The organism is Desulfovibrio sp., assembly GCF_019422935.1.
GTDB lineage: Bacteria > Desulfobacterota > Desulfovibrionia > Desulfovibrionales > Desulfovibrionaceae > Desulfovibrio.
In genome coordinates this window covers 313,504-338,100 of the sequence record NZ_JAHZCJ010000001.1, presented here as the reverse complement: position 1 = coordinate 338,100, position 24,597 = coordinate 313,504, and the positions used below count along the sequence as shown (strand labels likewise).

Below are 24,597 nucleotides of genomic sequence, written 5' to 3'. Positions count from 1 at the left end.
TTTTTCGTATCTGCGCGCAGCGGGCAAAACCGGGAGTGGTGCGCAAAGAAGTTTTCTGCGGTATTGGGGAGGTTATTTTTTGCCATACTGCCTGCGCCATTCATCGAGAAACAGCAGGGCAGCTTCTGTTTCCGTCAACACGCCGCTACGGGCGCGCAAGGCATTGATGACATCATCAAATCCGGCATTGGGGCCAAGGCCAAGCCCCTGCACCATAGCCGCCATGTCCCTGCGAATCTCGGGCGAGAGCGCGGCCTCAACATCGGGCGGCATGCCGCCGGGAGACTCCAGTTCCAGCGGCCAGGGGCCGAGGCGCTGCTCCACAAAACCAAGCAGGGCGGCCATGCGTTGCTCGTACGTATGATCGCGCAACACCCGCTCCCTTGCGCGGGCGGCAAAGGCATGACGTTCGTCCGGATGGGCCAGAAAATACTCGATGCCGGCGTAAAATTCTTCCAGCGTGCCAAAGGTAGCCAGTTCATCCTGCGCAAACAGCTCGGGCATGAGCGCCCGCCTGTCCACAAGCTGAAAGGCCCCCATGCATGCCAGTTCAAACGTGCGCGGATTGACAAAATCGCCCTTGCTCACAAGCTCCGCAGTGCCGAGGCTTGAGTGCAGATTCAGGTTGACGCGCGTGGCATTGTAGATTTTGACGCTTTCGTCCGCATCAATGCGCGCGCCGCCGCGCTGCACGTGGGGCGCAAGCAGGCTCTCGCCGTCCCAATCCGACCCCCAGATTTTAAAATCACGCCCCACAAGCTGACGAAAAGCCAGCCGACGGTTGGGGTAACCCGCGCCAAGAAAGCCGATATCGGCCCCGTATTCGCGCTTTTCCTGCTCGGTCAGTTCCAGAGGCTTGTGAAAATCCGGCTGGGCCGCCAGCGGCAAATACAGAGCGTTGCTTTGCCCGATGCCCGAGAGCATGGATAAAAAAGGCTCTTTCTGGATAACGGCAAAAACATCGTACAATGGTGCGTAGGCCTTCCAGTAGTCAAAAATCTCGTGGTCTTCCACAAACCACATGGCCGTACGCACGCCCGACCTGCGCAAACGCTGCAACAGGCTGCGCCCTATGGGAGCCTGCGCCAGGGCCAGCACCAGATGCGGCTCCTGCGCCTGAACCTGCGCCCACACGGCCTGCGAAACCACCTGCAAAAAAGAATTTTCCAGCTGGGCAGTCTGCGTCGGGGCCAACCCAAGGCCGCGCAGCCCGGTAAAAGCCGGATGCAGCAAGGGAGCCTCAAACACGCGCACGCTGTGCCCCAGCCCGCTGAGGGCGCTGGCGCAGTAGCGGCCGATGGGCAGCGAGCCGCCGTACATGGGCAGCACCACAAGAATTCGCAGAGGAGCGGCGGGCATCAGCAGTATCTCCCTGGCGGCAACATCCAGTCCGCATCGTTATAAAGCCATTCGTCAAGATTCGGAGCTTGCGGGGCAAGAGCGGCGCTTTCGTCCGGCATGGGCAGATGCAGGCGCGCAGCCAGAAAATCGCGCACGCGCCTGCGCTCCTGCGCATGCGGGTCACAGCCTGCGAGCAGGTGCGGCAGCGTACCCAAGGCGTCCATGCCCGTGCGCCACAACTGCAAATCCGCTGGCAGAGGCGGCCATGATTCCGCCTGTGCGGTGGCAGAGGGCGCGCCCGATTTTAAACGGGCAAGTACGGCGGCAACGGAACGCAAAAGCTCCACCTGCGCCAAAGGCTGACCACAGGCCACATCGTAGGGGCAAGGGGCGGTTTCAAGACACGGCCCGCAGGCGCGCGCCGTCTGCCACACATGATGGCCCTCGCCGTATGGCCCGGTTTCGTGCAGCCAGGCTGAAGAGAGAAAAAAACCAAGCACAGGCACGCCAAGGTGCGCGCCAAGGTGCATGATGCCCGTATCGGGCGTGATCAGCGCATCCAGCCCGTCTACGGCGTCCACAAGGGCGGGCCAGTCTGTCTTGCCGCTGCAATCTTCCACCCTGTCGAGCATCTTGCCGGGCAACTGCCGCATGAGCTGACGGGCAGCGGGCTGCTCCGCCCTTGAACCCAGCAACAGAATGCGCGGGCCGCCCAATGCCCCAAAGGCCGTGCGCACCACCTCGGCCAGCACGGGCACGGGCAACGAGCGGCGAGATTCCCGCCCTGCCAGCACAACGCCGAGCCCGCGCCCGCCGGGGGTCGCCACAGGGTTGACCCTGCGGGGCTCAACCGGCTCTGGTGCAAAATGCGCCCAAAAATCCACAAGATTCATCGTTGCCAGCGCGCGCCGCTCACTGAGACGGAAGCCAAGCCGCGCCCAGGGCGAACGCGAAACGCCCCCGGCCTCTGGCCGATACCCCTGAACCTGTTCCACCTCAAAAACTCGGCACAGGGCCGCAGTAGTGCCGGAAAAATTGCAGTTGTACACGGCTTCAAAGGGCAAGCCCAGCCAACGGTCCAGCACAGCGGTGTTGCGCGCCAGCGCCTCTGCCTCGGGCCTGCCGTGCACCGACAGGGCGTGCAGCTCGGCAAAGGGATAGAGCACCCTGGCCAGCGGAACCAGGCTGACATCCACGGCAAGATGAACCTCGCCGCGCAAGGCCAGGCTCAACAACAGGCGCTTGGTCTGCACCAGATCGCCAAAGCGTGCCGCCTGTATGACCAAAAATTTGGGCATGTCGTTCCGTATGGTTGTTGATGGCAGTAATCGGTCAATAGCCGCAAGCATGCGTAAAACTGCCAATTGCCCACAATCTAAGGCAATCTGTCCACCTAGGCAAGCAATGTGCGGCGCAGCTTCGCTGCACAACAGTCAAAGTTGCGCAAATGCTGCGGCGCGCAAGCCCTTTGCAAAATATTTCGCGCTGCTGTATGCTCACCCTCAAGCTTCTTTCACCATCTGGATCACACATGCGCGCACAAATGCCCCCCGCCCCGCTCTACCCCATATTCATCTCGCTCTCAGGCATTCGCTGTCTGGTGGTCGGCCTTGGTCAGGTGGGGCAACGCAAACTTTCCGGCCTGCTGGCCTGCAATCCGGCATCCGTGCTGGTGCTCGACCTTGTCGGGCCTGCGACGGAATCAGCGCCGGAAGCGGCGGAACTGCTACGCGATCCAAGGGTACACTTTGAACGCCGCGCCTGCGAGGCTGCCGACCTCAATGGCTGCGGGCTGGTATTTGCCGCCACGGGCAGCGCTGCGGAAAACAGCCGCATTGCCGCCCTGTGCGCCGCTGCGGGTATTTTGTGCAACAGCGCGAGCAATCCGGATGAAGGCTGTTTTCAGGTGCCTGCCGTGGCTCGCAGCGCCCCGCTTGCGGCGGCGCTTTCCACTGGCGGGGCAAGCCCCGCGCTGGCCCGCCGCTGGAAGGGCGAACTTGAGCGCTGGCTTGAACCGCGTTCGCGCATGGCAACCCTGATGGGTCGGCTGCGGCCTCTGGTTCTTGCCTTGGGGCACGATACAGGGCAGAATACCGGATTGTTCCGCAAGCTGGCAGAGTCCCCCTTGCAACAATGGCTGGAAGAACACGACTATGAAAACTGTACGCGTTATTTGCAGGCGGCGCTTCCGCCCGCACTGCACGCCAATATAGCGGAGTTGCTCCATGATCTCCCCTGAATTTTCCACCGCCGTAACCCTGCTGCTCTATGGCTCCGCCAGTGTTGCAGGGCTTGCGGGCATTGCCGCGCGCAGCGCCCTGTGGCGCAAGATAGGCTGTAGCGTGGCGCTGGCGGGCTTTGCCTGCCAGACGCTCATGCTCTTTCTGGGCTTTCACAAGGCCTTGCCCGGTGGCCTGAGCGCTGGCGCGTACTTTCAGCTCATGGCCTGGTTTGTGGTGCTCTGCGGCATTGCCGCCTGGGCCAAGCTGCGGCAGGAGATTCCGCTGGTATTCGCCACTCCGCTCGGGCTTATGCTCTTTGCCATGTCGGCCCCGTATCTGGCCTCAGTGGTGCAGGTTCCGCCCTCGCTCAACACCTCATTTTACGCCCTGCACATCGGCTCGCTCTTTTTGAGCCTTGCCCTGCTGGCGCTGGCCTTTGCCGCCGGAGCGCTGTTTCTGTTTATGGAAGGGCGCATCAAGAGCAAGCTGACCATGAAGGGCTTTTGGCTCGACATGCCCGCCCTCTCCATGCTTGATAAAATCAACGCCATCACGACCATGATCGGCTTCCCCATGTACACTCTGGGCATCGTTTCCGGGCTTATCTGGGCCAAGCCGGTATTTGGCGGCACGGTTACGGGCGACCCCAAGGAAGTTATCAGCATTGTGATCTGGCTGTTCTACTCCGTGCTTTTCCACAACCGCCTCACCAAGGGCTGGAAGGGCCGCAAGCCTGCGCAACTGGCTGTTTTTGTATTTATTCTTTGCCTCTTTTCAATCATTGTGGTGAATACCTTCATGGAAACACACCACGCATTCATCCGGCGCTGACCGGGCTATCATCATGGACTGTGATATCTTTCTTGTCGGCCTGAATCATCGCACTGCCAGCGTGGACGTGCGCGAGCGCTTTGCCCTGGTCAACCACTGCGATGAAGAGCATTGGGCCGTGCCTTGCGTGGGCGCGGTAAGCGAAAGCGTGATCCTTTCCACCTGCAACCGCGTGGAGCTGCTGGCCGCCGGCAACGGCGACGTGGCCGGACAGGTGCTTGAAAACTGGGCCGTTGCGCGTGGCGCAAAGCCCGAGGAGCTCAAGCCCTACGTCTATGTGCACAAGAATCTGGAGGCGGTGCGCCATCTGTTTTCTGTGGCGTCAAGCCTTGATTCCATGGTGCTGGGCGAACCGCAGATTCTGGGCCAGCTCAAAACTGCCTACCGCAAGGCGGTCAAATGCCACGCCACGGGCGTCATACTTAACAGACTGGTTCACAAGGCTTTTTCCGTAGCCAAAAGGGTGCGCACAGAAACTGCAGTGGCCTCCAGCGCTGTTTCCATCAGTTACGCCGCCGTGGAGCTTGCCAAACGCATTTTTGGCGACATGAAGACCCACAAGGCCATGCTGGTGGGCGCGGGTGAAATGGCCGAACTTGCCGCCATGCACCTTTTGCAGTCGGGCATTGATGAAATTCTGGTTGCCAACCGCACCCTTGAGCGCGGGCAGGAGCTGGCAAAGCAGTTCAAGGGACGGGCCATCCCCTTTGAAGACATGGCCGAGCACCTGACAGAGGTGGACATCATCATCACCTCCACCGGCTCGCAGGAACCCATCATCCGCGCGCGCGACATCCGCGCCGTGCTCAAAGCCCGCAAAAACAGGCCCATGTTCTTTATCGACATTGCCGTGCCGCGCGACATCGACCCGGACGTCAACGGTCTCGACAACGTCTATCTGTACGACATTGACGACCTCAAGGAAGTGGTGGAAGAAAACCTCGCCACCCGACGCGACGAAGCCGCCAAAGCCGCGGACATCGTCAATGAGGAAGTGCTGCTGTTCTCCCGCTGGCTTTCAAGCCTTGATGTGCAGCCCACCATCGTTGATCTCATCCAGCGCGGCGAACGCATGGGGCAGGAAGAACTGGCCAAGACCCTCAAAAGGCTCGGCCCGGTGAACGATGAAACCCGCGATGCCCTTGAGGCTCTGGTGGGTGCGCTGGTGCGCAAGCTCAACCATGATCCCATCATGTTTCTCAAGCGCGGCAGCATGTCTCAGGAGGGCAACGGCCCGCGCATCAGCATTGCGCGCCGTATTTTCAATCTGGATAAAACTGGCTGCCCCTATTCGGAGGAACACTGATGCGCTGGTACGGAATTGACGACATTACGGAAGAAGATACCGCAAAACTGAGTGCCACCCTCACCGAGATGGAGCTTACCTCGGGCATGGACGGCCTGTTCTGGCTGCCCGTTCCCGCCGACATGCTCTCGCCAGTGCAGCAGGAGCATGAGGAAAGTTGCGGTCCCCACGTCATGGGGCTGGAAATTGAAGAAAATTTTGTGCGCCTTGAGCTCCTTGTGCGCGCGCGTGGCCGCATGCGCTGCGAATGTGTGCACTATGCCTCGCCCGAACTGCGCGACCGCATGATCGTATGGCTTGAGAACCTGCTGGTGGAACTGGGCATCAATCCAGCTTAGGGTCAGCCTCTAACTCATTCTTTTGTCCAACTGGCTGCGTCAAAAGGGTAATTTTTACTCCAGTGATGTACCGTAAGAGTACACTCTTTTCGTAAAAAAATCTTTTTCCTTGCCCTTGGCGCAAAATCATTGAGTTAGAGACAGCCCCCCCAGGCACGGCTTTTTGATACGGATTTTGGGCGGCACATGCCCCCCAAAACCTTCCTGCATCGGTCATTCCCGGTTTCACAAGTTCCAATCTCTCCGGGCCGATCATCTGTCCATACATCCTTGCCGCAGGCATGCCATGATCAAATCCGCGCCTACGCTGCAAAACATCCCGCCCGCTGCGGCTCGTCTTTGCCTTGAGGTGGAGCGCTTCTGCCTGACGCGGCTTGGGCTTGCAAAAGGTTCGCGGCTGTTGCTGGCCCTCTCCGGCGGAGCCGATTCCACGGCGCTGGCCTTTGTGCTGCACTTGCTGGCCCCACGGCAGGGGCTGAGCCTCCACGCCCTGAGCGTTGACCACGGCTTGCGGGAAGAATCTGCGCAAGATACTGTATTTACACTCCAATTATGCAATATCCTGAACATCCCCTGCACCGTGCGGCAAGCCGATGTGCGCAAGATGGCCGAAAACAGCGGCATTGGCATTGAAGATGCCGCCCGACGGTTGCGCTATGACCTGCTTGAGCAGGAACGCGTTGCCGTGAGGGCCGACTTTATCGCCCTCGGGCATCACGCTGGCGATGTGAGCGAGGACGTATTGCTGCGCCTCACGCGGGGCACAGGCTGGCCCGCCCTTGGCGGCATGGCCGCCCGCGATGACGAGCGCTGCCTGCTGCGCCCCCTGCTGGCAACGGATGCGCAGGCGCTACGAGGCTTGTTGATCGAATGCGGCATTGACTGGCGCGAGGATGCCAGCAACCAGAGCCGCCATTACAAGCGCAACAGGCTGCGGCTGGATGTGCTGCCCCTGCTGCGCGAAGAGAACCCCTCCCTTGACCGCACCCTGCACGATCTCTGGCAAATGGCGCGCATGGATGAGAATTACTGGAACACCGCGTTGGATGCGGCTCTGGCTGAGCATCCGTGGATTGTGGGGGGGAGTGAAGCGGAGCTTTCAGCAAAGAAAAATATTGCTGAAGGCCCCAGCCTGACATTGCCCGCAAAGTTGCTGGCAAGTCTGCACCCTGCGGCCCGCTTGCGCCTGTATGTGCGGGCTGTGCGTTTTTTGTGCCGCCCTGCGGCGGGGTGTGGTGGTGAGGATTCTGACAGTACAGGGCAGATTCATGGTCAGGCACGGGCACGCACCCTGCTGGCTCTGGATGATGCTCTTGCCAAGGGCCGAGGGAATACGAGGTTTCAGTTGCCCGGCGGGTTGGAAGCGTATTTGAAAGGTGGGAATGTTGTTTTTGGGACGCCTGCGCGGCGCGCGATTTCGCCTACCCGCAGAGGTTGATTAAATTTTCTGCCCTTCGGGCACTTGATTTCGCCTTTCGGCGAAGGTCATGCGCCTCCCCGGCGCGGGGCAAAGGGGGCCTGTTAGGGGCTGCGCCCCTCCTCGGCCCCCTCTGCACTCCCCCCGGAACACCCCCTAAGAAGCGTTTTCAATTCCCATCAGGTAACGAGGGCAACGCGGCTATCGCTGCGGGAGCTTCCTTCCCTCGCTCCACTCGCTCAGGCGATCTCCCTCCGCGCCGCGTAAATGCCAGAGTAAGCTTTCGCTTCGAGCGGAAGTCCGCTTCAGCCAAATACCTTTGATACAGTTAGTACTTTAGGTAATTGCTTCGCTGCCATTTCTGTCGCTTCAGGACTTTTCATCATTGCGAGGCGTTCAAAAAACTCCAAATTGCAATACTAGGCATAACCTTTTGCTACTTTGCCTGCACTAATGTTGAATTCAATTCGCTCATAAGTGGGCCGACAACTTCCGTATTAATAAAATTTCGCCATCAGGAGCTGGTCGTGGAGTTGCCTTCCTTAAACTCGCCGGAGCGAAAGCGGAGGCGATGGTTGGTGTTGGGCGAATTTGCAAAATACGCTTTTTGTGGCCTGAATGCGTCAGCGCCGAGATTTTGAGCGCAGCGTACTCAAGTACGTGAGCATCAAAATCTCGGCGCTGACGCATTCAGGCCACAAAAGTCGGGTTTGCTTAAATCAGCCTGACAGGCTCACCCCAAACCGCAAGGCAACCATTTGCATGGTGGGGATTTTTGCTTTCTGGCAAGGAAAAACGGTTTTTTATGCAGGGAGTGTACTCTCACGGTACTCGACCGAAATAAAAAACCGTTTTGACGCAGCCAGAAACAAAAAGCCCCCCATGCTTGCGCCCTAGTGGGCGGAACCCCAGTCCCTGCCCTGCCCCCAATCCACAACCAGCGGCACAGACAAAGCCACGCCGCCCGGCATAACCCCGCCCATAAGCGCCGCCACCCGTTCACCCGCAGCAGCCGCAGCCTCCGTGGGTACTTCCAGCAAAAGTTCGTCATGCACCTGTAAAAGCAACCGGGCATCCAGCCGCTTCAACTCCGCATCATGGGCCACAGCAAGCATGGCGAGCTTGATGATATCCGCCGCTGACCCCTGAATCACGGTATTGATAGCCTGCCGCCGCGCCAGCGCGTAGTTCTGCCCGTTGGCGGAATGGATATCAGGCAGCAAACGCCGCCGCCCGCCAAGGGTGGTCACATAGCCCTGCCGCTTGGCAACAGCCTCCACCTCTTCATAAAACTGCTTCAGGCCTGTGAGTCGCTCAAAATAGCGCGCAATGAATTCCTTGGCCTCGTTGGTGGTGATTTTCAGCTCCTGAGCCAGTTTTTGCGCGCCCATGCCGTAAATAAGACCAAAGTTGATGGTCTTGGCGTTGCGCCGCTGGTCGGGGCTGACCTCGCTGGATGTCAGGTCGTACACCAGCGCCGCCGTGCGGGCGTGGATGTCCTCGCCGTTGCGGAAGGCCTCAATCAGGGCCGTATCCTGCGACATGTGCGCCAGCACGCGCAGTTCTACCTGTGAATAGTCGGCAGAAACAAGGGCGTGATCCGGCCCGGCGATAAAGCACGAGCGCATGCGCTTGCCCAGCGGGCCGCGCACGGGGATGTTCTGAAGATTGGGATTGCTGGACGAAAGCCGCCCCGTGGCCGTGGCTTTCTGGTTAAAGGTCGTATGGATGCGCCCGCGCGGGTCCACAAGACGCGGCAAGGGGTCCAGATAGGTGGAGCGCATTTTTTCCAGTTTGCGGAACTGGAGGATGCTCTCCACCACGGGATGCTGCCCAGCTAGTTTTTCCAGCGTTTCCTGATTGGTGGATGCCTGCCCGCCACGGGTTTTGCGCGGCGAGGGCAGCTTGAGCGTGTTGAACAATACCTCGCCAAGCTGCTGGGCCGAGCGGATGTTGAACGTGGTTCCCGCTGCGGTAAAAACCTCCTGCGTGAGCCTGTCGATCTCGCCCTGCACATCTGAAAGAAAGGACTGAAAGGCCGCTGCATCAATGGCGACCCCGCGCGCCTCCATCTGGGCCAGCACGGGCGTGAGTGGCAATTCAAGCGTGCGGTACAGGTCAAGCAGACCGTCAGCTTCCAGCCGCTGTTCCATGGCGGCGGCCATGCGCAGGGCCATGCTGGCGGGGCCGTTGCCCCCCTGCCCTTCACGCAGGGGGATGCCCCAGCGCACAGCCAGACGGGGCCAGCCGTAATCGCTTTCCTCTGGGTTAATGAGGTATGCGGCAAGGCCAAGATCAAAGAAAAACGGCGGATTGGCCTCTGAGGGCAGCTTGCGCCAGCAGGCGGCGGCAATCAGCTGGGCCTTGAGGTCAGCCGTCACCAGTCTTTGCGCTCCGGCAAGCCACGTGCAAAGGTCTTCCACATTACCGCCCCAGCGAAAATCATCGCCGCCAGCCACGGCCACGTGGGGCGGTTTGCCCGGCCCGCCGGGCCAGATTATTGCGGCCTCCAGCCCTTTGCAGGGGGGCAATTGCCCTGCTTCGCTCAGGAGCGGAGCTTCGGGTTCGTCGGCCACATCCAGCAGGCTCATCTGCGGGCCAGCCCCTGCTGCGGGGCGAGGTTTTGCAGAAGACTTTTCTGCGGCAGCCATCAGCGAACCCTGAGCAGCGGAGCGAGGCGCGCCAGCATCCACACCAGTATTTTGACCAGCATTCGATGCAGCGCCGCCAGTTGCAAGACCAGACGGGGCCGGAGCCGAACCTGCGGGTGCGCTGCGCTGCAAACGGGCCAGCGTTGCCATATCGCGGCGCAGGGCGTGCAGTTCAAATTCGTCCGCCATGCTGGCGCACAGGGCTTCATCAAGTGGATTGACGGTCATGTCGTCAAGGGTCAGCCCGGTGCACACATCCAGCGAAAGAGAGGTGAGCTGCCGCCACAAAAACATGTTTTCAAGGTGGTCGCGCAGCTTGTCCTGAATCTTGGGGCCAAGCAGGGCAAAATGGTCGCGTATGTCTTCAAGCGTTGGGCATATTTCAAAAATTTTCTGCGCCGTCTTGGGGCCGATGCCCGGCACGCCGGGGATATTATCGCTCGTGTCGCCCACAAGGGCCTGCACATCGGCCCACTGGTCGGGCCTGAGGCCGCTTTCCGCCGTAAATTCTGCGGCTGAGAGCAGTTTTTCTTCCTTGGATGCAGGGTCCCACATGTACACGTTGGGGCCGAGGCACTGCTTGAGGTCTTTATCGCCGCTCACGATAACCACTGGCCGCTGGGCGGAAAAACGCGCCGCCAGCGAGGCTATGCAATCGTCAGCCTCGCAGCCGTCAGAAATTTCAACAGGAATGCCAAGAGCCTTGACCATGCGCACGATGGGATCCATCTGCCGCACCAGATCTTCGGGGGTAGCGTCACGGTTGGCCTTGTACAGCGGGTACAGATCGTGGCGAAAGTTCTTGCCCTTGCCGTCCTTGACGAAGAGAAAATGGGCGGGCCGTTCATCGCGCAGAATGCGCAGCAGCACACGCGTTACTACCACCAGAGCGTTGGTGGGAAAGCCGTCGGAGCGCTGCATGTTCTTGTTGGCAAAAAAACCGCGATATATAAAGGCAGAGCCGTCCATAAGAAAGACAGGCTCGGCAGAAAGATTGAGGCGTTGTTTCAGCGACATGACAGCCCGGTGGTTTGGGGTTTCAAAAAGATTTCAAAACGGTTCGCAGGCCAGGACGCTTGCGAAGATGTTGTGCTACGCGTATAGTATAGTGATGGAAACAAGTCCGCAAGTGACCGTATCTGTTCAGGGGCCGCTGCTGCGCGTGAGCGTTGGCGGGCGCTGGAATCTGGATGAACCATGGCCTCTCGAGGCCGTGACCGCCCTGAGCCAGATAGCCGACCAGCGCATCCGCGAAGTGCGCCTTGAAAGCGCCGACCTCGGCCAGTGGGACAGCACCCTGCTGGTTTTTCTGGTGCAGATGGTCAAGGCGGCGCGTGCCCGTGAGCTGCCGGTACATACGGAACTGCCCGAAGGCCTCGAGCGCCTCATCAAACTGGCCTTTGCGGTTCCTGCCAAGGCAGGCTCCGAACGCAGTAAAACCGATGTGGGCTTTGTGACCCGCGTTGGCGAAAGCGTACTGGCTCTACGGCCCAAGCTTGAGGATTTTCTTAATTTTCTTGGCGAGATTGTACTTTCCATCTGGCGGCTGTTTCTTGGCAGGGCCAAGATGCGCCCCATGGATCTGTTTGCCGCCATGCACGAATGCGGCGTGGCCGCCTTGCCCATCATTTCGCTCACCAGCCTGCTGTTTGGCCTGATTCTGGCCTTTGTGGGCGCGGTGCAGCTCACCCAGTTTGGCGCGCAGATTTATGTTGCGGGCCTTGTGGGCATTGGCATGCTGCGGGTCATGGGGGCCATCATGGTGGGCGTGGTCATGGCTGGCCGGGTGGGCGCTGCCTACGCCGCCCTCATCGGCACCATGCAGGTCAACGAAGAGGTCGACGCCCTCTCTACCCTTGGCATTTCTCCCCACGACTTTCTTGTGCTGCCGCGCGTGCTAGCCCTTATGGCCATGATCCCCCTGCTGACCCTGTATGCCGACCTCATGGGCATTATCGGCGGTTTCCTGGTGGGCACCACCATGCTGCGGCTGAACCCCATGGAATACATCAATGCCACCATCCAGATGGTGCCCTTCAAACATCTGATCATCGGTCTTGTGTACGGCACGGTTTTTGGGGCCATTGTGGCCGTGGCCGGGTGCTATCAGGGCATACGCTGCGGGCGCAGCGCCCAGGCTGTGGGCCAGGCCACCACCACGGCTGTGGTGCAGGCCATTGTGGGCATTATTGTGGCTACCGCCATCATCACTGTTATCTGCAACGTGCTGGATGTGTAACATGCCTGACACCGCCCAGCCCTCCATTATCCTGCCCAACACGGACGCGACCAGCGCTGCACCGTCCTGCCCGGCCCCTGCCGTGCCGGATGAAGACGTGCGCATCAGGGTGCGCGATCTTACGGTGGCCTTCGGCTCCTTTGTACTCATGCGCAACGTGTCGTTTGACGTGCGCGTGGGCGATATTTTCATGGTCATGGGCGGTTCCGGCTGCGGCAAAAGCACCCTGCTGAGGGTGCTCATGGGCCTCAAGGAGCCGCAGCAAGGGCAGATTTGCTATAATGGCGAAGATTTCTGGGCTGGCACGGAAGAAAGCCGCAGCCGCATCATGCGCAACACGGGCGTGCTCTTTCAGGGCGGCGCGCTGTGGAGCTCCATGACCTTGGCGGAAAATGTGGGTCTGCCCCTGCAACAGTATACTGACCTCACCGATGATGAAATCAGGGAGCAGGCCTCGCTCAAACTGGCTCTTGCGGGTCTGGCCGGATTTGAGGATTATTACCCCTCGGAGATCAGCGGCGGCATGCGCAAACGCGCGGGGCTTGCCCGGGCACTGGCGCTTGATCCGCAGATTCTCTTTCTGGACGAGCCATCCGCAGGGCTTGACCCGGTCAGCTCCCGGCTGCTGGACGACCTGATACTGGAGCTGCGCGACAGCCTGGGTACAACTTTTGTTATTGTTTCTCACGAGTTGCCGAGTATTTTTACCATAGCCAGAAACAGCATTTTTCTGGATGCGCAAAGCAGAACGGTCACTGCCAGCGGTAATCCCAGCGAGTTGGTGAAAGATCCCAATACAGACCAAAGCGCAAAGCTCTTTCTGACCAGAGGCGGCAGGCGCGACCAGAATGAGGACGCAGGCGAAAACGCCCCAACGGCAACTTCGCACGCTGCAACTTCGCACAAGGAACAATCCCGATGAACTCGCAGTCATACAAAACAACTGTCGGCGCTTTTGTGCTGGGGGGCCTGGCTCTGCTGGTGCTGGGCATCATGCTGCTCGGCGGGGGCCGCCTTTTCAGCAATGATCTTGAATACGTGATGTACTTTGATGGCTCGGTCAGCGGGCTTTCCACGGGTGCGCCGGTTGTGTTCAGGGGCGTGCCCATGGGCAGCGTCACGCGCATCAATCTGGTTGCCAACGCGCGCGATTCCAACGTGACCATCCCCGTCTATATCCGCATTGACGAACGCAGTTTTGTGCGTGCCAGCGGTGCTGCCGCACCCTCCGAGTCTTTCCAGCAGGAAATCATACGCCGCATGGTGCAGCGCGGCCTGCGCGGGCGGCTGCAACTGCAAAGCCTCATCACCGGTCAATACCGCGTGGAGCTTGATTTTTATCCTGCCACGGCGGCCAACTTCCGCTCCGCTACGCCGGACATGGAGATTCCCACCATTCCTTCGCCCATCGATACGCTGCAAAGCACACTCTCGCAGATGCCGCTGGAGCAGATGGTAAATTCTTTCAGCGCCGTGCTGCAAAACCTTGCCCTCGGCCTCAGTGACGACAAACTGGGCAAGGCGCTCACGGCATTCACCAACACATTTCAGGAAGCCCACGGCATTTTGCACGAGGGCGCCATACGCACCAATACGGAGCAGGTTCTCAAGAGCCTGAGCACGGCCAGCGTCTCTGTTGAAAAGGAACTGCCAGCCACGCTGGTTTCCTTCCGGGAAGCCATGCAGAGCATGGCGGTTGCGGCAGATCAGTTGCGCGTGGTCACAGCTTCGGCCCAGGGCATTCTGGGGCGTGATTCACCCACCATGAACGATCTGCGCCGCCTTCTTAAAGAGAGCACCGATACAATGCGCTCCATGCGCGCCCTGGCCGAAATGCTTGAACGTAATCCCGAAGCTCTGCTGCGGGGCAAGCAAGGAACACGCTGATGCAACGCAAAATCCTTCTTCTTTCGCTGGTGCTGCTCACACTTTTGAGCGGCTGCGCGCGCAGCACCCCCACGCGCTACTATCTGCTTGAAAGCGCCCTTGAGCCGGTCAAGGCCGACACACTGCCCACCAGAAACCTGCGCGTGGCGCAGGTTACCGTGCCGGATTACCTTGACCGCAACAGCATTGTCAGCCGTGTGAACGGCGAAACAGAGCTTGTTGTTTCGCAATTTCACGCCTGGGCGGAGCCCGTGGGGCATGGTGTGCGCCGTGTGGTGCAGGAAGTGCTGACCCCGCCCTTGCTGGCTGTGGGGCTGAACGTGCTTGCGCCGGGCGACGACACCCGTGCCGACTATGTGCTGCTTGTGGATTTGCAGAGGCTGGACGGCAATTTCGACTCCAAGGCCGTGCTTGAAGCGCGCTGGACTCTGAAAAACCGCCACGACGACGTCATCGCCCGAGGCATTTATGCCGATGCTGAACCGGTGGCGGGCAAAACCTACGACGTGCTCACAGCGGCAGAAAGCCGCATGGTGCGCCGCATGGGCGAACATCTAGCCGCCCGCCTGCCCGTGCTTACACGGGGCAAGTCATGAACTGGGCCGACGAAGCCGCCGATCCATCCCAGGTACACAGGCGCAACATCATCCTGCTTGTGGATGACGCGCCTGAAAACCTGCGCATTCTCAGTGAATGCCTGCGCGACAAATACACAATCATGTTTGCCAAAAACGGTACAGACGCCTTGCGTCTGGCCCTGCGGCAGCCCCCTCCAGACCTGATCCTGCTTGACGTCATCATGCCCGGCATGGACGGGTACGAAGTGTGCAAGCGCCTGCGCAGCGATGCGCAGACCCGCGACATCCCGGTTATGTTCATTACGGCGCAGAATGAAGAAACTGATGAAGCCAAGGGCCTCTCGCTGGGCGCGCAGGATTACATAACCAAGCCTTTCCGCTCCTCGCTGGTGCGCAATCGCGTTGCCAACCAGCTCAAATACAAACTCTACCGCGACCACCTGAACGATCTGGTGCTCGCCCGCACGCGCCAGCTTGCCCTCACGCAAGAAGCCACCATTCACGCCATGGCAAGCCTTGCGGAATGGCGCGATACGGAAACCGGCGCGCACATCAAACGCACACAGAATTATGTAAAAGCGCTGGCTGTCTATATTTCGCAACTGCCCGAATACAGGGACGAGCTGGACGCCGATGCCATTTCGTGGCTCTACCTTTCTGCGCCGCTGCACGATGTGGGCAAGGTCGCCATTGCAGATACAGTGCTGCACAAGCCCGGCCCCCTCACTGATGAAGAATATGAGGCCATGAAGGAACACACCACGCTGGGGCGCGCTGTGCTGGCCTCGGCCGACAAATTTCTGGGGGAAAATTCCTTTCTGCGCATCGCCAGCGACATTGCCTACTGCCACCACGAACGTTGGGACGGCAAGGGCTACCCACGCGCCATTGCTGGCAAGGACATTCCGCTTTCCGCCCGCCTTATGAGCGTGGCCGACGTGTATGACGCCCTGCGCAGCAAGCGTGTCTACAAACCCGCCATGCCGCACGAAACAGCCATGCGCATTATTGTGGAAGGACGCGGCACCCAGTTTGACCCCGAAGTGGTGGACGCCTTTTTGGCCATGCAGGAGCAGTTCCGCAGTATTGCCGCGAAATATTCAGACATGTAGCCCTCTGAACTTTGCCGCGTAATGGCGATCTTCTGCTTCTGCCCGACATTTCTCCCTGTTCTGACGCAGCGGCTGCCAACAGCAACCGCCGCACCAGCCCTACACTTTCTGCCCATCCTGCCCGTCAAAAACATCCCTGGCGGCAAACAGGCCGTTCAACGCGGCGGGAAACCCAGCGTACACGGCCATCTGCATAATGACTTCCAGTATTTCCTGACGGGTGCAGCCCACATGCAGGGCAGCCGCAATATGCACACGCAGTTGCGGGGCCGCGTTGCCCATTGCTGTCAGGGCCGCCACAACGGCAATCTCCCTTTTTTTCAAATCCAGCCCTGGCCTTGAATAGATATCCCCGAACGGAAATTCCACAAGGTATTGCGCAAAATCTGGGCAAATGGCCCGCACGCTTTCAAGCACTTTTTCCCCACCGCGTCCGTCAACCTGTTCCAGCATGGCAAGCCCTGCGGCATAACGATCAGTCTGCATGACATTCTCCTGCGTAATGGCCTGGCTCAATGCCTTGGCCTGATTCAACTTTTATGCCCAAGCCATTACTTTGCCTCTTGCCTTTTTGGTGATACCTTTAAGGTATGGCTAACGATCTTTTTGACATCCCTGACTGGCGGCTGCTGCGCTATTTTTCTGTAGTTGCAGAAGAATGCAGCCTGCGCCGCGCAGCTGACAGGCTGTATATGACCCAGCCGCCCCTGAGCCGCCATATGCGACATCTGGAAGAAATGCTGGGCATCACGCTGTTTGAACGCCACAGCCGAGGGCTGACACTCACAGAGTCAGGGGTGGAAGTGCTGCGCATTGCCCGCCCGGTACTGGAAGCACAGGACGCCGCAAGGCTGCTTTTGCGGAGGCTCGGACATGGCGGGAATGGATCAGAAGCGCCCTTGTCCATTGGCCTGACAACAGCTTTTGAACAGGGCATTTTTTCAGGCTTCATGAAAAAGCTTGATATTCTCAGAGGCAACCCGGTGCGCTATGTGCGCCAGCCCTCGCCCCAACTGGCGCGCGGGATTAGCCGGGGCAGACTGAACGCGGCACTGGTGGCCCTGCCGCTTGAGGTTCCGGGTGTGCGCGTAAGCCCGCTGCCCTATGCAGAGCCTCTGCTGGCGGCCTTGCCCCACGCATGGCTTGCTGCCCTGCAGCATGACAGTCAGGAGCCGATACGCCTGCAAAGTCTGAACGGCAGACCTCTTTTCTGGTTTCGGCGCGAGAACAACCCCGTATACTTTGACCACATGCGAGGCATTTTCGCCCATATGCGATTTGCGCCAGTTTATCTGGAAGAACCGGATGAATACGATGTGCTGCTGGCCCGCATAGCTCAAGGAGACGGCATGGGGTTGCTACCACGTTCATTTTCCGCCATTGGGCGGAGAGATGTTGTCTTTTGCCCGCTGGCGGAGGGGGAACTGCTGGAACTACGCCTGGGCCTGGCACTGCAAACGGGTGGTGATTACGACCCGGACGGCAGCACCAATCAGGGTGACGAGCCTGAAACGACATCACAATTGCGGCAGATCCTTGCCGAGGCCGCCCATTTTCTGGGCACGGCATAACCAGCGCAAAAAACAGAAAAGCCCGGCAGCCGAAGCCACCGGGCCGAAAAGCCGAGCACAAAAAATTTACTGTTTTACCATCACCTTGGCGGGGCGGAGCAAGCGCTCACCCAGCTTGAAACCCCGTTGCAGCACACGCGCCACAGAGTTGGGGGCAAAGTCGGGGCGGTCTTCAAACCCCACAGCTTCATGCACGTTGGGATCAAATTCTTCGCCTTCCTCGCCCAGGGGCTTGAGTCCGTGCTTTTCCACCGCATCAAGCAACAGCTTGTGGGTCATGGCCACGCCCTGCAACATGTCTTTGCAGGCTTCGCTCTTGCTGCCGTAACGCAGGGCCAGATCAAGGTTATCGAGCGTGGGCAGCAGATCTCCCAAGACCTTTTCAGCAGCGTAGCGCATCTGCTCTTCATGCTCGCGCGCCAGGCGCTTCTTGAAATTGTCCATTTCTGCGGCATTACGCAGGCGCATTTCTGTCAGCTCCGCCTTGCAACGTTCTTCAAGGCTTTCGGCTGAAGCCGCCTTGTCTGCCGGGGCAGTATCAGACTCCTGCACGGAATCGGCAGCGGGATTCTTGCCCGCATGTTGACCGAACAGAATACCGTCTTCTTCAAGAAAACCATCTTCCGGTCTTTCGGGCTGGCATTCTGCCCGGTTATCCGCCTGGCTGCCCTGCTGACCGCCCTGCTGTCCGAATGAGTGGTTCATTTTATGACGCTGCATGCTTCCTCCTGAATCGACCCCGCGGGGTCACGATGCTTTTCGTTAAGTAAGTATGCTTGTCCACCCTGTCAAGGCGCTGCCGTAACTGCAAAAAGTTTTGTTGCGGCCTCCGCTGCTCCAGCACTTGCGCCAGTTGCCAGACATCTGCGCCTCGACATTCTGCGGCGGCTTCTGTATATTGCGCGAACCAGAAGAGGAACAGCACTATGACATGCCGAATTTTGACGCTGCAACATGAACAGGAATGGCCCGCGCTGGCCCAGTGGCTGCAAGGGCGGCACAACCCCGGCAACGGGGTGGAAAGCGCCGTAACCGACATTATCAACGCTGTGCGGCAAAAGGGCGACGACGCCCTTGTGGAGTACACGCGCAATTTTGACTGCCCTGACTTTGCCCCGCCCCTGCGCGTGAGCGAGCAGGAGATCGCCAAGGCGGCAGCCTCCGTCACCATTGAAAGCCGCGAAATCATCGGCGAGGCTGCGTCCAATATACGTTCTTTCCACGAAGCGCAGGTTGAGAAATCGTGGTTTCTCACCCGCCCGGACGGCAGCATTCTCGGCCAGCAGGTTACATCTGTTGACGCGGGCGGCCTGTATGTTCCCGGCGGCCAAGGCGGCAATACGCCCCTTGTTTCCAGCCTGCTCATGAGCGCCATACCCGCCCAGGTGGCTGGCGTGCCGCGTCTGGCGGTATTCACGCCGCCCCGCAAGGACGGCACGGTTAATCCGCACATTCTTGCTGCTGCGCATCTACTTGATATTGATGAAGTTTACCGCGTTGGCGGAGCATGGTCCATTGCGGCCATGGCCTACGGTACGCAGACCATTCAGCCTGTGGATGTTATTGCCGGGCCTGGCAATATTTTTGTCACCACTGCCAAGCGCTTTGTGCAGGGCACTGTGGGCATTGATATGATCGCCGGGCCAAGCGAAGTGCTCGTGCTGGCCGATTCTTCCGCCAATCCCGCATGGCTTGCCGCGGATATGCTTTCGCAGGCGGAGCACGATGCCCTGGCCTCGGCCATCTGCATCACCGACGATGCCCGTCTGGCCGATGCCCTCCAGCAGGAGCTGAAAAAGCAGTGCGCCGCCCTGCCCAGAGCCACCACCGCCGCCCGCGCGCTGGAAGACTGGAGCGCCATTGTGGTTACGCCCAATCTTTCCGTAGCTGTGGCGGTTGCCAACATGGTGGCCCCGGAGCATCTTGAACTGTGCACCCGCGACCCCTGGGCCGTATTGCCCTTTATTCGCCATGCCGGTGCCGTATTCATGGGCCAGCACAGCCCCGAACCCGTGGGCGACTATTTTGCCGGGCCCAACCATGTGCTGCCCACACTGGGAACGGCGCGTTTTTCATCGGCTCTTTCGGTGCAGACCTTCTGCAAAAAGACCAGCATCGTGGCCGCTTCTTCAACCTTTTTACAGCAGAACATGCAGTCCATAGCCGCCCTTGCCCGGCTGGAAGGCCTGGAAGCCCACGCCCGCTCCGTTGAAGCGCGCGGGAAGAAATAGCAAGAGCCAGAGGAATCAGGAGCCATCATGAAAGTCGTGGTAAAAACCGAGATCAGCGCCTATCCCCTTCTTTCTCGCGGGAAAGTGCGCGACATCTATGATGTGGACGAAAAAACACTGCTCATTGTCACCACTGACCGCATGTCGGCCTTTGACGTGATCATGAACGAACCCATCCCCTACAAGGGCGTGATTCTTAACCAGATCACCCTGTTCTGGATGGAAAAGTTCAAGGACATCATCCCCAATCACTTGATTGAAAGCGATGTGAACCGCTTCCCCGCCGCTCTGGCCCCCTGGAAGGACGAGCTTGAAGGCCGCGCCGTCATCGTACGCAAGGCCAAGCCCCTGCCCGTGGAATGCATTGTGCGCGGCTACATCACCGGCTCCGGCTGGAAGGATTACAAGGCCACCGGCACCCTGTGCGGCTACAAGCTGCCCGCCAACCTGCGCGAATCCGACAAGCTGGAACCTGCGCTGTTTACGCCCTCAACTAAGGCAGAACTGGGCCAGCACGATGAAAACATCAGCGTGGCTCAGGCTGCGAAACTGCTCGGCGCGGAAACCGCCGCCCAGGTTGAACGCACCACGCTTGCCATTTACGAGGCCGGGCGCACCTATGCCGCCGGGCGCGGCATCATCGTGGCCGACACCAAGTTTGAGTTCGGCTTTATTGACGGCAAACTGCACCTCATTGATGAAGTGCTCACGCCTGATTCTTCCCGCTTCTGGCCCGCTGACCAGTATCAGCCCGGTCAGGGCCAGCCCAGCTTTGACAAGCAGTACCTGCGAGACTGGCTGGAAAAGCAGCCCTGGAACAAGCAGCCCCCGCCGCCCGCCCTGCCGGAAGAAATCATCAAGGCCACGGCGAACCGCTACCAGGAAGCTTACGACATCCTTACAAAGTAAAAAATTTGAGCGCGTCCGGTACAACAGTGCCGGGCGCGCCTTTGGCGTGGCGGCCAAGGCACTTTTTTCACAAAAGCGCCGGGCTGTACCATCGACCTGCCGTCCACTGTCCGACAGCGCCGCGTATATTGTGCGGCTTTTTTGGCCCAAGCGCGCGCTGCCGCTGTTCTGATACACTTTAGTGCCGACTCGTTCGGCTTGCATTGTTTTTTAGGAGGATCCATGCTGCTGCAAGGAAAGAAAGCTCTTATACTGGGTTTGGCCAATAATAGAAGTATCGCGTACGGCATTGCCAATGCCCTTAAGGAACAAGGCGCCCGGCTGGCGTTCAACTATGTGGGCGATGCCATCAAAAAACGCGTTGACCCCCTGAGCGAAGAGCTTGGCGGTGAATTCACCTTCCAGTGCGATGTGTGCGATGACGCGCAGATTCAGGCCGCCGCCGATCTGGTCAAAGAAAAGTGGGGCGATCTGGACATCCTTGTGCACTCCGTGGCCTTTGCCAATCGCGAAGACCTGGGTGGCCGCTTTGTGGACACCTCCCGCGAGGGCTTCCGCCTTGCCATGGACGTTTCCGCCTACTCGCTCACGGGCGTCTGTCGGGCTTTTGAACCCCTGCTGCACGAGGGTTCTTCCATCATGACCATGACCTATCACGGTTCCACCAAGGTCATCCCCGGCTACAACGTCATGGGCGTCGCCAAGGCCGCTCTTGAGGCCTCCGTGCGCTACCTTGCCTGCGACTTCGGCACCAAGGGCATCCGCGTCAACGCCATCAGCGCTGGCCCCATCAAGACCCTTGCCGCTTCTGCTGTCTCCAGCATGAAGGATCTGTGCAACATTGTTGACCGCAACGCCCCGCTGCACCGCAACGTCACCACCAGCGACGTGGGCGGCACGGCCCTGTACCTCGCCTCTGACCTTGCCCACGCTGTGACGGGCCAGGTCATCTATGTGGACAGCGGCTTCAGCACCATAGGCGTCATGGGCTAACCCCCCAGCGGGCAAGACCACAACAGAACGCGCGCTTGCGCAATGGCGCGGCCTCAGCAGCCTGATGCCGTCAGAAGGATCAGATCATGGACATCCTGACACTCAATGCTGTGGGCATTACCGTTATGGCGATGTTTGGCCTGTGGGCTTTTTATCGCGCCGCGCAGATCACCAAGAAAAAGCGCAAAGATGACGAAACCAAAAACAAGGACCGCAAAGACGATTAGCCCAGGCCGATCGGCGCAGCCCTGTTGATATCTCATACAAGGCCCACCCGGGATTCCGGGTGGGCCTTTGCTCTTTGGGAGCGCTGTGGGCTTTGCTCTGTACTCTTTGCTCTGGGGGCTTTGCTGCGATGGGGCTTCGTCAGAACAGAGCCCGTGCGGCGACATAAAAAAGGGGGGGCCGCAGGGGCGGTTGCAGCCCCTTTCGGCAACTTTTTTTGCAACAAACTGCCCTGATTCAATTTTTTCTCTTGCAATTCCTGAATGCCTGCTATATAGGTATTCGGCTTTGAGCGGTGAACAACACCGAATGGAGAGGTGTCCGAGCTGGTCTAAGGAGCACGATTGGAAATCGTGTGTACGTTAACAGCGTACCGGGAGTTCGAATCTCCCCCTCTCCGCCAGATTTCAAGGGGTTACTGTAAAACAGTAGCCCCTTTTTCTTTTATGGACGAAAACTCCCCACCAAGAGGGGATTTTTCGTCCATAAAAGAAATCAAGCCATATATTCCGCACCGTAAGACATTTCGCCTCTATCACCTTCGGCGCTGGCCGCAGCCCTCATACAGGGATAGAATCTTGAATATATCGTCATGATTCTGTGAAGACTCGTCAGATTCCCCCTGCGCCCGCTGCTTGAGTATTTTTTCCGCCCTTTTCAAAAAAGCATCGGCACCTTTGGTCTTGTACGTCTCATCTTCCCCCAGGGTGATATTTACTGTTTTACCATCACCCACAGGCTCGATGGACATTTTCTGCCCATCCTGAAAGGTAAAAACCTTTTCTTCCTTACTCGTAAGAATATTTGTAACAAGGCGTAATTTATAATTCATACATACTCCATTTTTTTCAACATCAAACAACTATCATACCAACATAAAATCTTGGTGTCTAAATGAATAATAAAAAATAATTTTTCAGTCCTTATCCCCTTGTTCTGGCTGGTAATAGTTTAATAAAAATTGCAAATTTCCACCTCAATATTACTTTTTTCAAAATAACATTCATTGACATTTTCTGCAGCCCGACCTATGTTTCCCCATCATTGATTGGGCATAGTAAATTTTTCGCCAGAGACTTTACATGGGTAAGGCTTCAAGCAGAAAGTCTACCTCCCCTTAACCCATTTGGAGTCTCACATGGCTACTTCTATTTATGTCGGTAATTTGTCTTGGTCTGCCACCCAGGACGGCGTTGAAGCTCTCTTCAAGCCCTTTGGCGATGTTCTTTCCGTGAACCTGATTTCTGATCGCGAAACCGGCCGCGCCCGTGGCTTTGGTTTTGTTGAAATGGACGAAAGCAGCGCCATCAACGCCATCTCCGCTCTTGACGGCAAAGAAGTTGACGGCCGCGCCCTGCGCGTGAACAAGGCTGAGCCCAAAAAGCCCGCCGCCCGCCGCTGGTAAGCCCAGTACGCATTTAAAATGCAGGAAGGCCGTGATTTTCACGGCCTTCTTTTTTTATCCGGCTTCAATTGGTGTTGCGCGCAAGAAAATTTGAAACCTGCCCTCTGAATGTCAGCGAACATCAGCCATGCGGCCTGAACGAAAATCCGGCCAGGGGACAAACGCACAGGAGCGCAAATTTTCCTGCCAGCCATCAGCAAGCCAAAAGGGTATGAAATATTTTGCCCCCACAAAGTACACAACGTTCAGCCCGTAAACTCTTGCGTTGCCATTTATGGGGGCACTCCACACCCTTTCTATTTATACCAAGCTTTATAATGCCGTTGCGTCAAGACGTATTCTCAGCTCATTTGCAACAACTCGCAACTTATTACTAAAAGTATCTTTTTTTACCAATGAAGTGTTCATACCCAGCCATTTATGTAATTTCAAATCATCAGATGCTGGCGGAAGACTTTCTAGATATCTTTTCCAATTCGATAAAATTCTTTCTATCTCAGCACGTTGTTTTGAGTTAATTTGCATAATTCATTCTCCTGTTCATATTCAAAAAAATTGTACCTCCTCACTCGGGCAAATAATCTTTGCCCATTATAAAATAAAAGCATGATGCGGATTGATTGCAGACGAGTCATCCTAGCATACGATGCCTCACAGCACCATACATTACAAAACTGCTCAGGAAGCGTCATTCAATTCATTTTTGTACATGGAAAGCACCTGATCAATGCGGTCTTGACCTTCCCGAGTTTCATCCCATCCGGCAATGCCTCTACTCTCTAATATCTGCCCAATTATTTTTACAAAATTTTTGGCTCCTTTTGTTTTATATGAAGCACCGTCATCAATGATGATGTCCATTGTTTTGCCATCATCCAGTGGCATTATTTTCATTTCATGACCATCTGCGAGGATGAATATTTTTTCACCCTTACTCTTGAGAGCCGCAGAAACAAGATCAAGTGGATACTCCACAACTACTCCCCATAATCAATATCTATGAACATACTATCACAACAAATCAGCAGTGTATCAAAATTTAGATAATAAAAAAAATCAACAATATCATATCGCAACAACAGAACTACAAAAGTTGCACATACAATTATCCTTGCCGCCACGTAACCGGACGCATGGGGAGCCCCTGAAACCGCCTCCCTCAATTTTTGGGGATAAGCACACTTAACTATAAATAATAATTATATATTATCACAAATAATAATTCACTCAGCCTCATTTGAAAACAATAGCCCGGATTCGGTCTCGTATATTTTTCCAAATGGTAGTGAATAAGAAATACTGCGGGGCCACTCGCTAGCAAACCGGATTTATGAGCAAGCA

Annotated in this window: 24 protein-coding genes and 1 tRNA gene; 17 read left to right on the top strand and 8 right to left on the bottom strand. The window is 57.7% G+C overall.

What is annotated here, in order from left to right; genetic code table 11:
* Positions 1–72 precede the first annotated feature (72 nt).
* Together QZ383_RS01485 and QZ383_RS01480 are read right to left on the bottom strand one after the other, a co-directional pair.
* Positions 73–1,359 carry a glycosyltransferase gene (locus QZ383_RS01485; protein ID WP_291442431.1) on the bottom strand — a complete coding sequence of 429 codons (1,287 nt, stop codon included), beginning with the start codon at positions 1,357–1,359 and terminating at the stop codon, positions 73–75.
* Positions 1,359–2,639, bottom strand: coding sequence for a glycosyltransferase family 9 protein (locus QZ383_RS01480; protein WP_291442429.1), 1,281 nt, complete (start codon positions 2,637–2,639; stop codon positions 1,359–1,361). The genes QZ383_RS01485 and QZ383_RS01480 overlap by 1 nt, the downstream gene beginning before the upstream one ends.
* A 233-nt stretch (positions 2,640–2,872) precedes the next feature.
* Between QZ383_RS01480 and QZ383_RS01475 the strand changes: the two genes are divergently transcribed.
* The 5 genes from QZ383_RS01475 (at position 2,873) to tilS (ending at position 7,476) form a co-directional block, all read left to right on the top strand.
* Positions 2,873–3,580 carry a bifunctional precorrin-2 dehydrogenase/sirohydrochlorin ferrochelatase gene (locus tag QZ383_RS01475; protein ID WP_291442426.1) on the top strand — a complete coding sequence of 236 codons (708 nt, stop codon included), beginning with the start codon at positions 2,873–2,875 and terminating at the stop codon, positions 3,578–3,580.
* The gene (gene ccsA, locus QZ383_RS01470) at positions 3,567–4,394 is read left to right on the top strand and encodes a cytochrome c biogenesis protein CcsA (RefSeq protein WP_291442424.1); all 828 of its coding nucleotides are present in this window, start codon (positions 3,567–3,569) and stop codon (positions 4,392–4,394) included. The genes QZ383_RS01475 and ccsA overlap by 14 nt, the downstream gene beginning before the upstream one ends.
* A gap of 13 nt (positions 4,395–4,407) precedes the next feature.
* Positions 4,408–5,700, top strand: a complete 1,293-nt coding sequence (gene hemA / locus QZ383_RS01465; protein WP_022658581.1) for a glutamyl-tRNA reductase — start codon at positions 4,408–4,410, stop codon at positions 5,698–5,700.
* Positions 5,700–6,038 carry a hypothetical protein gene (locus tag QZ383_RS01460; protein ID WP_192111485.1) on the top strand — a complete coding sequence of 113 codons (339 nt, stop codon included), beginning with the start codon at positions 5,700–5,702 and terminating at the stop codon, positions 6,036–6,038. The genes hemA and QZ383_RS01460 overlap by 1 nt, the downstream gene beginning before the upstream one ends.
* 286 nt (positions 6,039–6,324) lie before the next feature.
* Entirely contained in the window at positions 6,325–7,476 is a 1,152-nt protein-coding gene (gene tilS / locus QZ383_RS01455; RefSeq protein WP_291442421.1) for a tRNA lysidine(34) synthetase TilS, read from the top strand.
* An 872-nt stretch (positions 7,477–8,348) separates the two neighbouring features.
* Here the strand turns inward: tilS and polA are convergent.
* Positions 8,349–11,123, bottom strand: a complete 2,775-nt coding sequence (gene polA / locus QZ383_RS01450; protein ID WP_291442419.1) for a DNA polymerase I — start codon at positions 11,121–11,123, stop codon at positions 8,349–8,351.
* 112 nt (positions 11,124–11,235) lie between these two features.
* Here polA and QZ383_RS01445 point away from each other — a divergent pair, with 112 nt between their 5' ends.
* The 5 genes from QZ383_RS01445 to QZ383_RS01425 all read left to right on the top strand — a co-directional run bounded on the left by QZ383_RS01445 (position 11,236) and on the right by QZ383_RS01425 (position 15,922).
* Positions 11,236–12,345, top strand: coding sequence for an ABC transporter permease (locus tag QZ383_RS01445; RefSeq protein ID WP_365860693.1), 1,110 nt, complete (start codon positions 11,236–11,238; stop codon positions 12,343–12,345).
* Positions 12,346–12,493: 148 nt separating this feature from the next.
* A complete protein-coding gene (locus tag QZ383_RS01440; RefSeq protein WP_291442919.1) occupies positions 12,494–13,267 on the top strand; it encodes an ATP-binding cassette domain-containing protein in 774 nt (257 codons plus the stop codon).
* Positions 13,264–14,232, top strand: coding sequence for an MlaD family protein (locus QZ383_RS01435; RefSeq protein WP_291442417.1), 969 nt, complete (start codon positions 13,264–13,266; stop codon positions 14,230–14,232). Before QZ383_RS01440 ends, QZ383_RS01435 begins: the two co-directional genes overlap by 4 nt.
* Positions 14,232–14,828 carry a PqiC family protein gene (locus QZ383_RS01430; protein WP_291442415.1) on the top strand — a complete coding sequence of 199 codons (597 nt, stop codon included), beginning with the start codon at positions 14,232–14,234 and terminating at the stop codon, positions 14,826–14,828. Before QZ383_RS01435 ends, QZ383_RS01430 begins: the two co-directional genes overlap by 1 nt.
* Positions 14,825–15,922: an HD domain-containing phosphohydrolase gene (locus tag QZ383_RS01425; protein WP_291442414.1), complete on the top strand. Its 1,098-nt coding sequence runs from the start codon at positions 14,825–14,827 to the stop codon at positions 15,920–15,922. The genes QZ383_RS01430 and QZ383_RS01425 overlap by 4 nt, the downstream gene beginning before the upstream one ends.
* Before the next feature lie 99 nt (positions 15,923–16,021).
* On the opposite strand, the gene QZ383_RS01420 is transcribed toward QZ383_RS01425, so the two are convergent.
* Positions 16,022–16,408, bottom strand: a complete 387-nt coding sequence (locus tag QZ383_RS01420) for a carboxymuconolactone decarboxylase family protein (protein WP_291442411.1) — start codon at positions 16,406–16,408, stop codon at positions 16,022–16,024.
* 104 nt (positions 16,409–16,512) lie between these two features.
* Between QZ383_RS01420 and QZ383_RS01415 the strand changes: the two genes are divergently transcribed.
* A complete protein-coding gene (locus tag QZ383_RS01415) occupies positions 16,513–17,493 on the top strand; it encodes a LysR family transcriptional regulator (protein WP_291442409.1) in 981 nt (326 codons plus the stop codon).
* 66 nt (positions 17,494–17,559) lie between these two features.
* On the opposite strand, the gene grpE is transcribed toward QZ383_RS01415, so the two are convergent.
* Positions 17,560–18,198: a nucleotide exchange factor GrpE gene (gene grpE, locus QZ383_RS01410; protein ID WP_291442918.1), complete on the bottom strand. Its 639-nt coding sequence runs from the start codon at positions 18,196–18,198 to the stop codon at positions 17,560–17,562.
* 221 nt (positions 18,199–18,419) lie between these two features.
* Here grpE and hisD point away from each other — a divergent pair, with 221 nt between their 5' ends.
* The 5 genes from hisD (at position 18,420) to QZ383_RS01385 (ending at position 22,254) form a co-directional block, all read left to right on the top strand.
* On the top strand, positions 18,420–19,724 hold the full coding sequence (hisD, locus tag QZ383_RS01405; RefSeq protein ID WP_291442407.1) for a histidinol dehydrogenase: 1,305 nt from the start codon (positions 18,420–18,422) through the stop codon (positions 19,722–19,724).
* A gap of 27 nt (positions 19,725–19,751) precedes the next feature.
* The gene (locus tag QZ383_RS01400) at positions 19,752–20,633 is read left to right on the top strand and encodes a phosphoribosylaminoimidazolesuccinocarboxamide synthase (protein WP_291442405.1); all 882 of its coding nucleotides are present in this window, start codon (positions 19,752–19,754) and stop codon (positions 20,631–20,633) included.
* Positions 20,634–20,855: 222 nt separating this feature from the next.
* Positions 20,856–21,626: an enoyl-ACP reductase gene (locus QZ383_RS01395; RefSeq protein ID WP_291442403.1), complete on the top strand. Its 771-nt coding sequence runs from the start codon at positions 20,856–20,858 to the stop codon at positions 21,624–21,626.
* A gap of 86 nt (positions 21,627–21,712) precedes the next feature.
* Positions 21,713–21,853, top strand: a complete 141-nt coding sequence (locus QZ383_RS01390) for a hypothetical protein (protein WP_240824643.1) — start codon at positions 21,713–21,715, stop codon at positions 21,851–21,853.
* A gap of 309 nt (positions 21,854–22,162) precedes the next feature.
* Positions 22,163–22,254, top strand: a tRNA-Ser gene (locus QZ383_RS01385).
* A gap of 132 nt (positions 22,255–22,386) precedes the next feature.
* Here the strand turns inward: QZ383_RS01385 and QZ383_RS01380 are convergent.
* Positions 22,387–22,683 carry a hypothetical protein gene (locus QZ383_RS01380; protein WP_291442401.1) on the bottom strand — a complete coding sequence of 99 codons (297 nt, stop codon included), beginning with the start codon at positions 22,681–22,683 and terminating at the stop codon, positions 22,387–22,389.
* A gap of 306 nt (positions 22,684–22,989) precedes the next feature.
* Between QZ383_RS01380 and QZ383_RS01375 the strand changes: the two genes are divergently transcribed.
* Positions 22,990–23,256, top strand: a complete 267-nt coding sequence (locus QZ383_RS01375; RefSeq protein ID WP_291442399.1) for an RNA-binding protein — start codon at positions 22,990–22,992, stop codon at positions 23,254–23,256.
* Between the two features lie 312 nt (positions 23,257–23,568).
* Here the strand turns inward: QZ383_RS01375 and QZ383_RS01370 are convergent, their stop codons facing one another.
* Both QZ383_RS01370 and QZ383_RS01365 read right to left on the bottom strand, forming a co-directional pair.
* Positions 23,569–23,781, bottom strand: a complete 213-nt coding sequence (locus QZ383_RS01370) for a hypothetical protein (RefSeq protein WP_291442397.1) — start codon at positions 23,779–23,781, stop codon at positions 23,569–23,571.
* 153 nt (positions 23,782–23,934) lie between these two features.
* Positions 23,935–24,231 (bottom strand): hypothetical protein, encoded by a 297-nt coding sequence (locus QZ383_RS01365; RefSeq protein ID WP_291442395.1) that lies wholly within the window; start codon positions 24,229–24,231, stop codon positions 23,935–23,937.
* Positions 24,232–24,597: the final 366 nt, after the last annotated feature.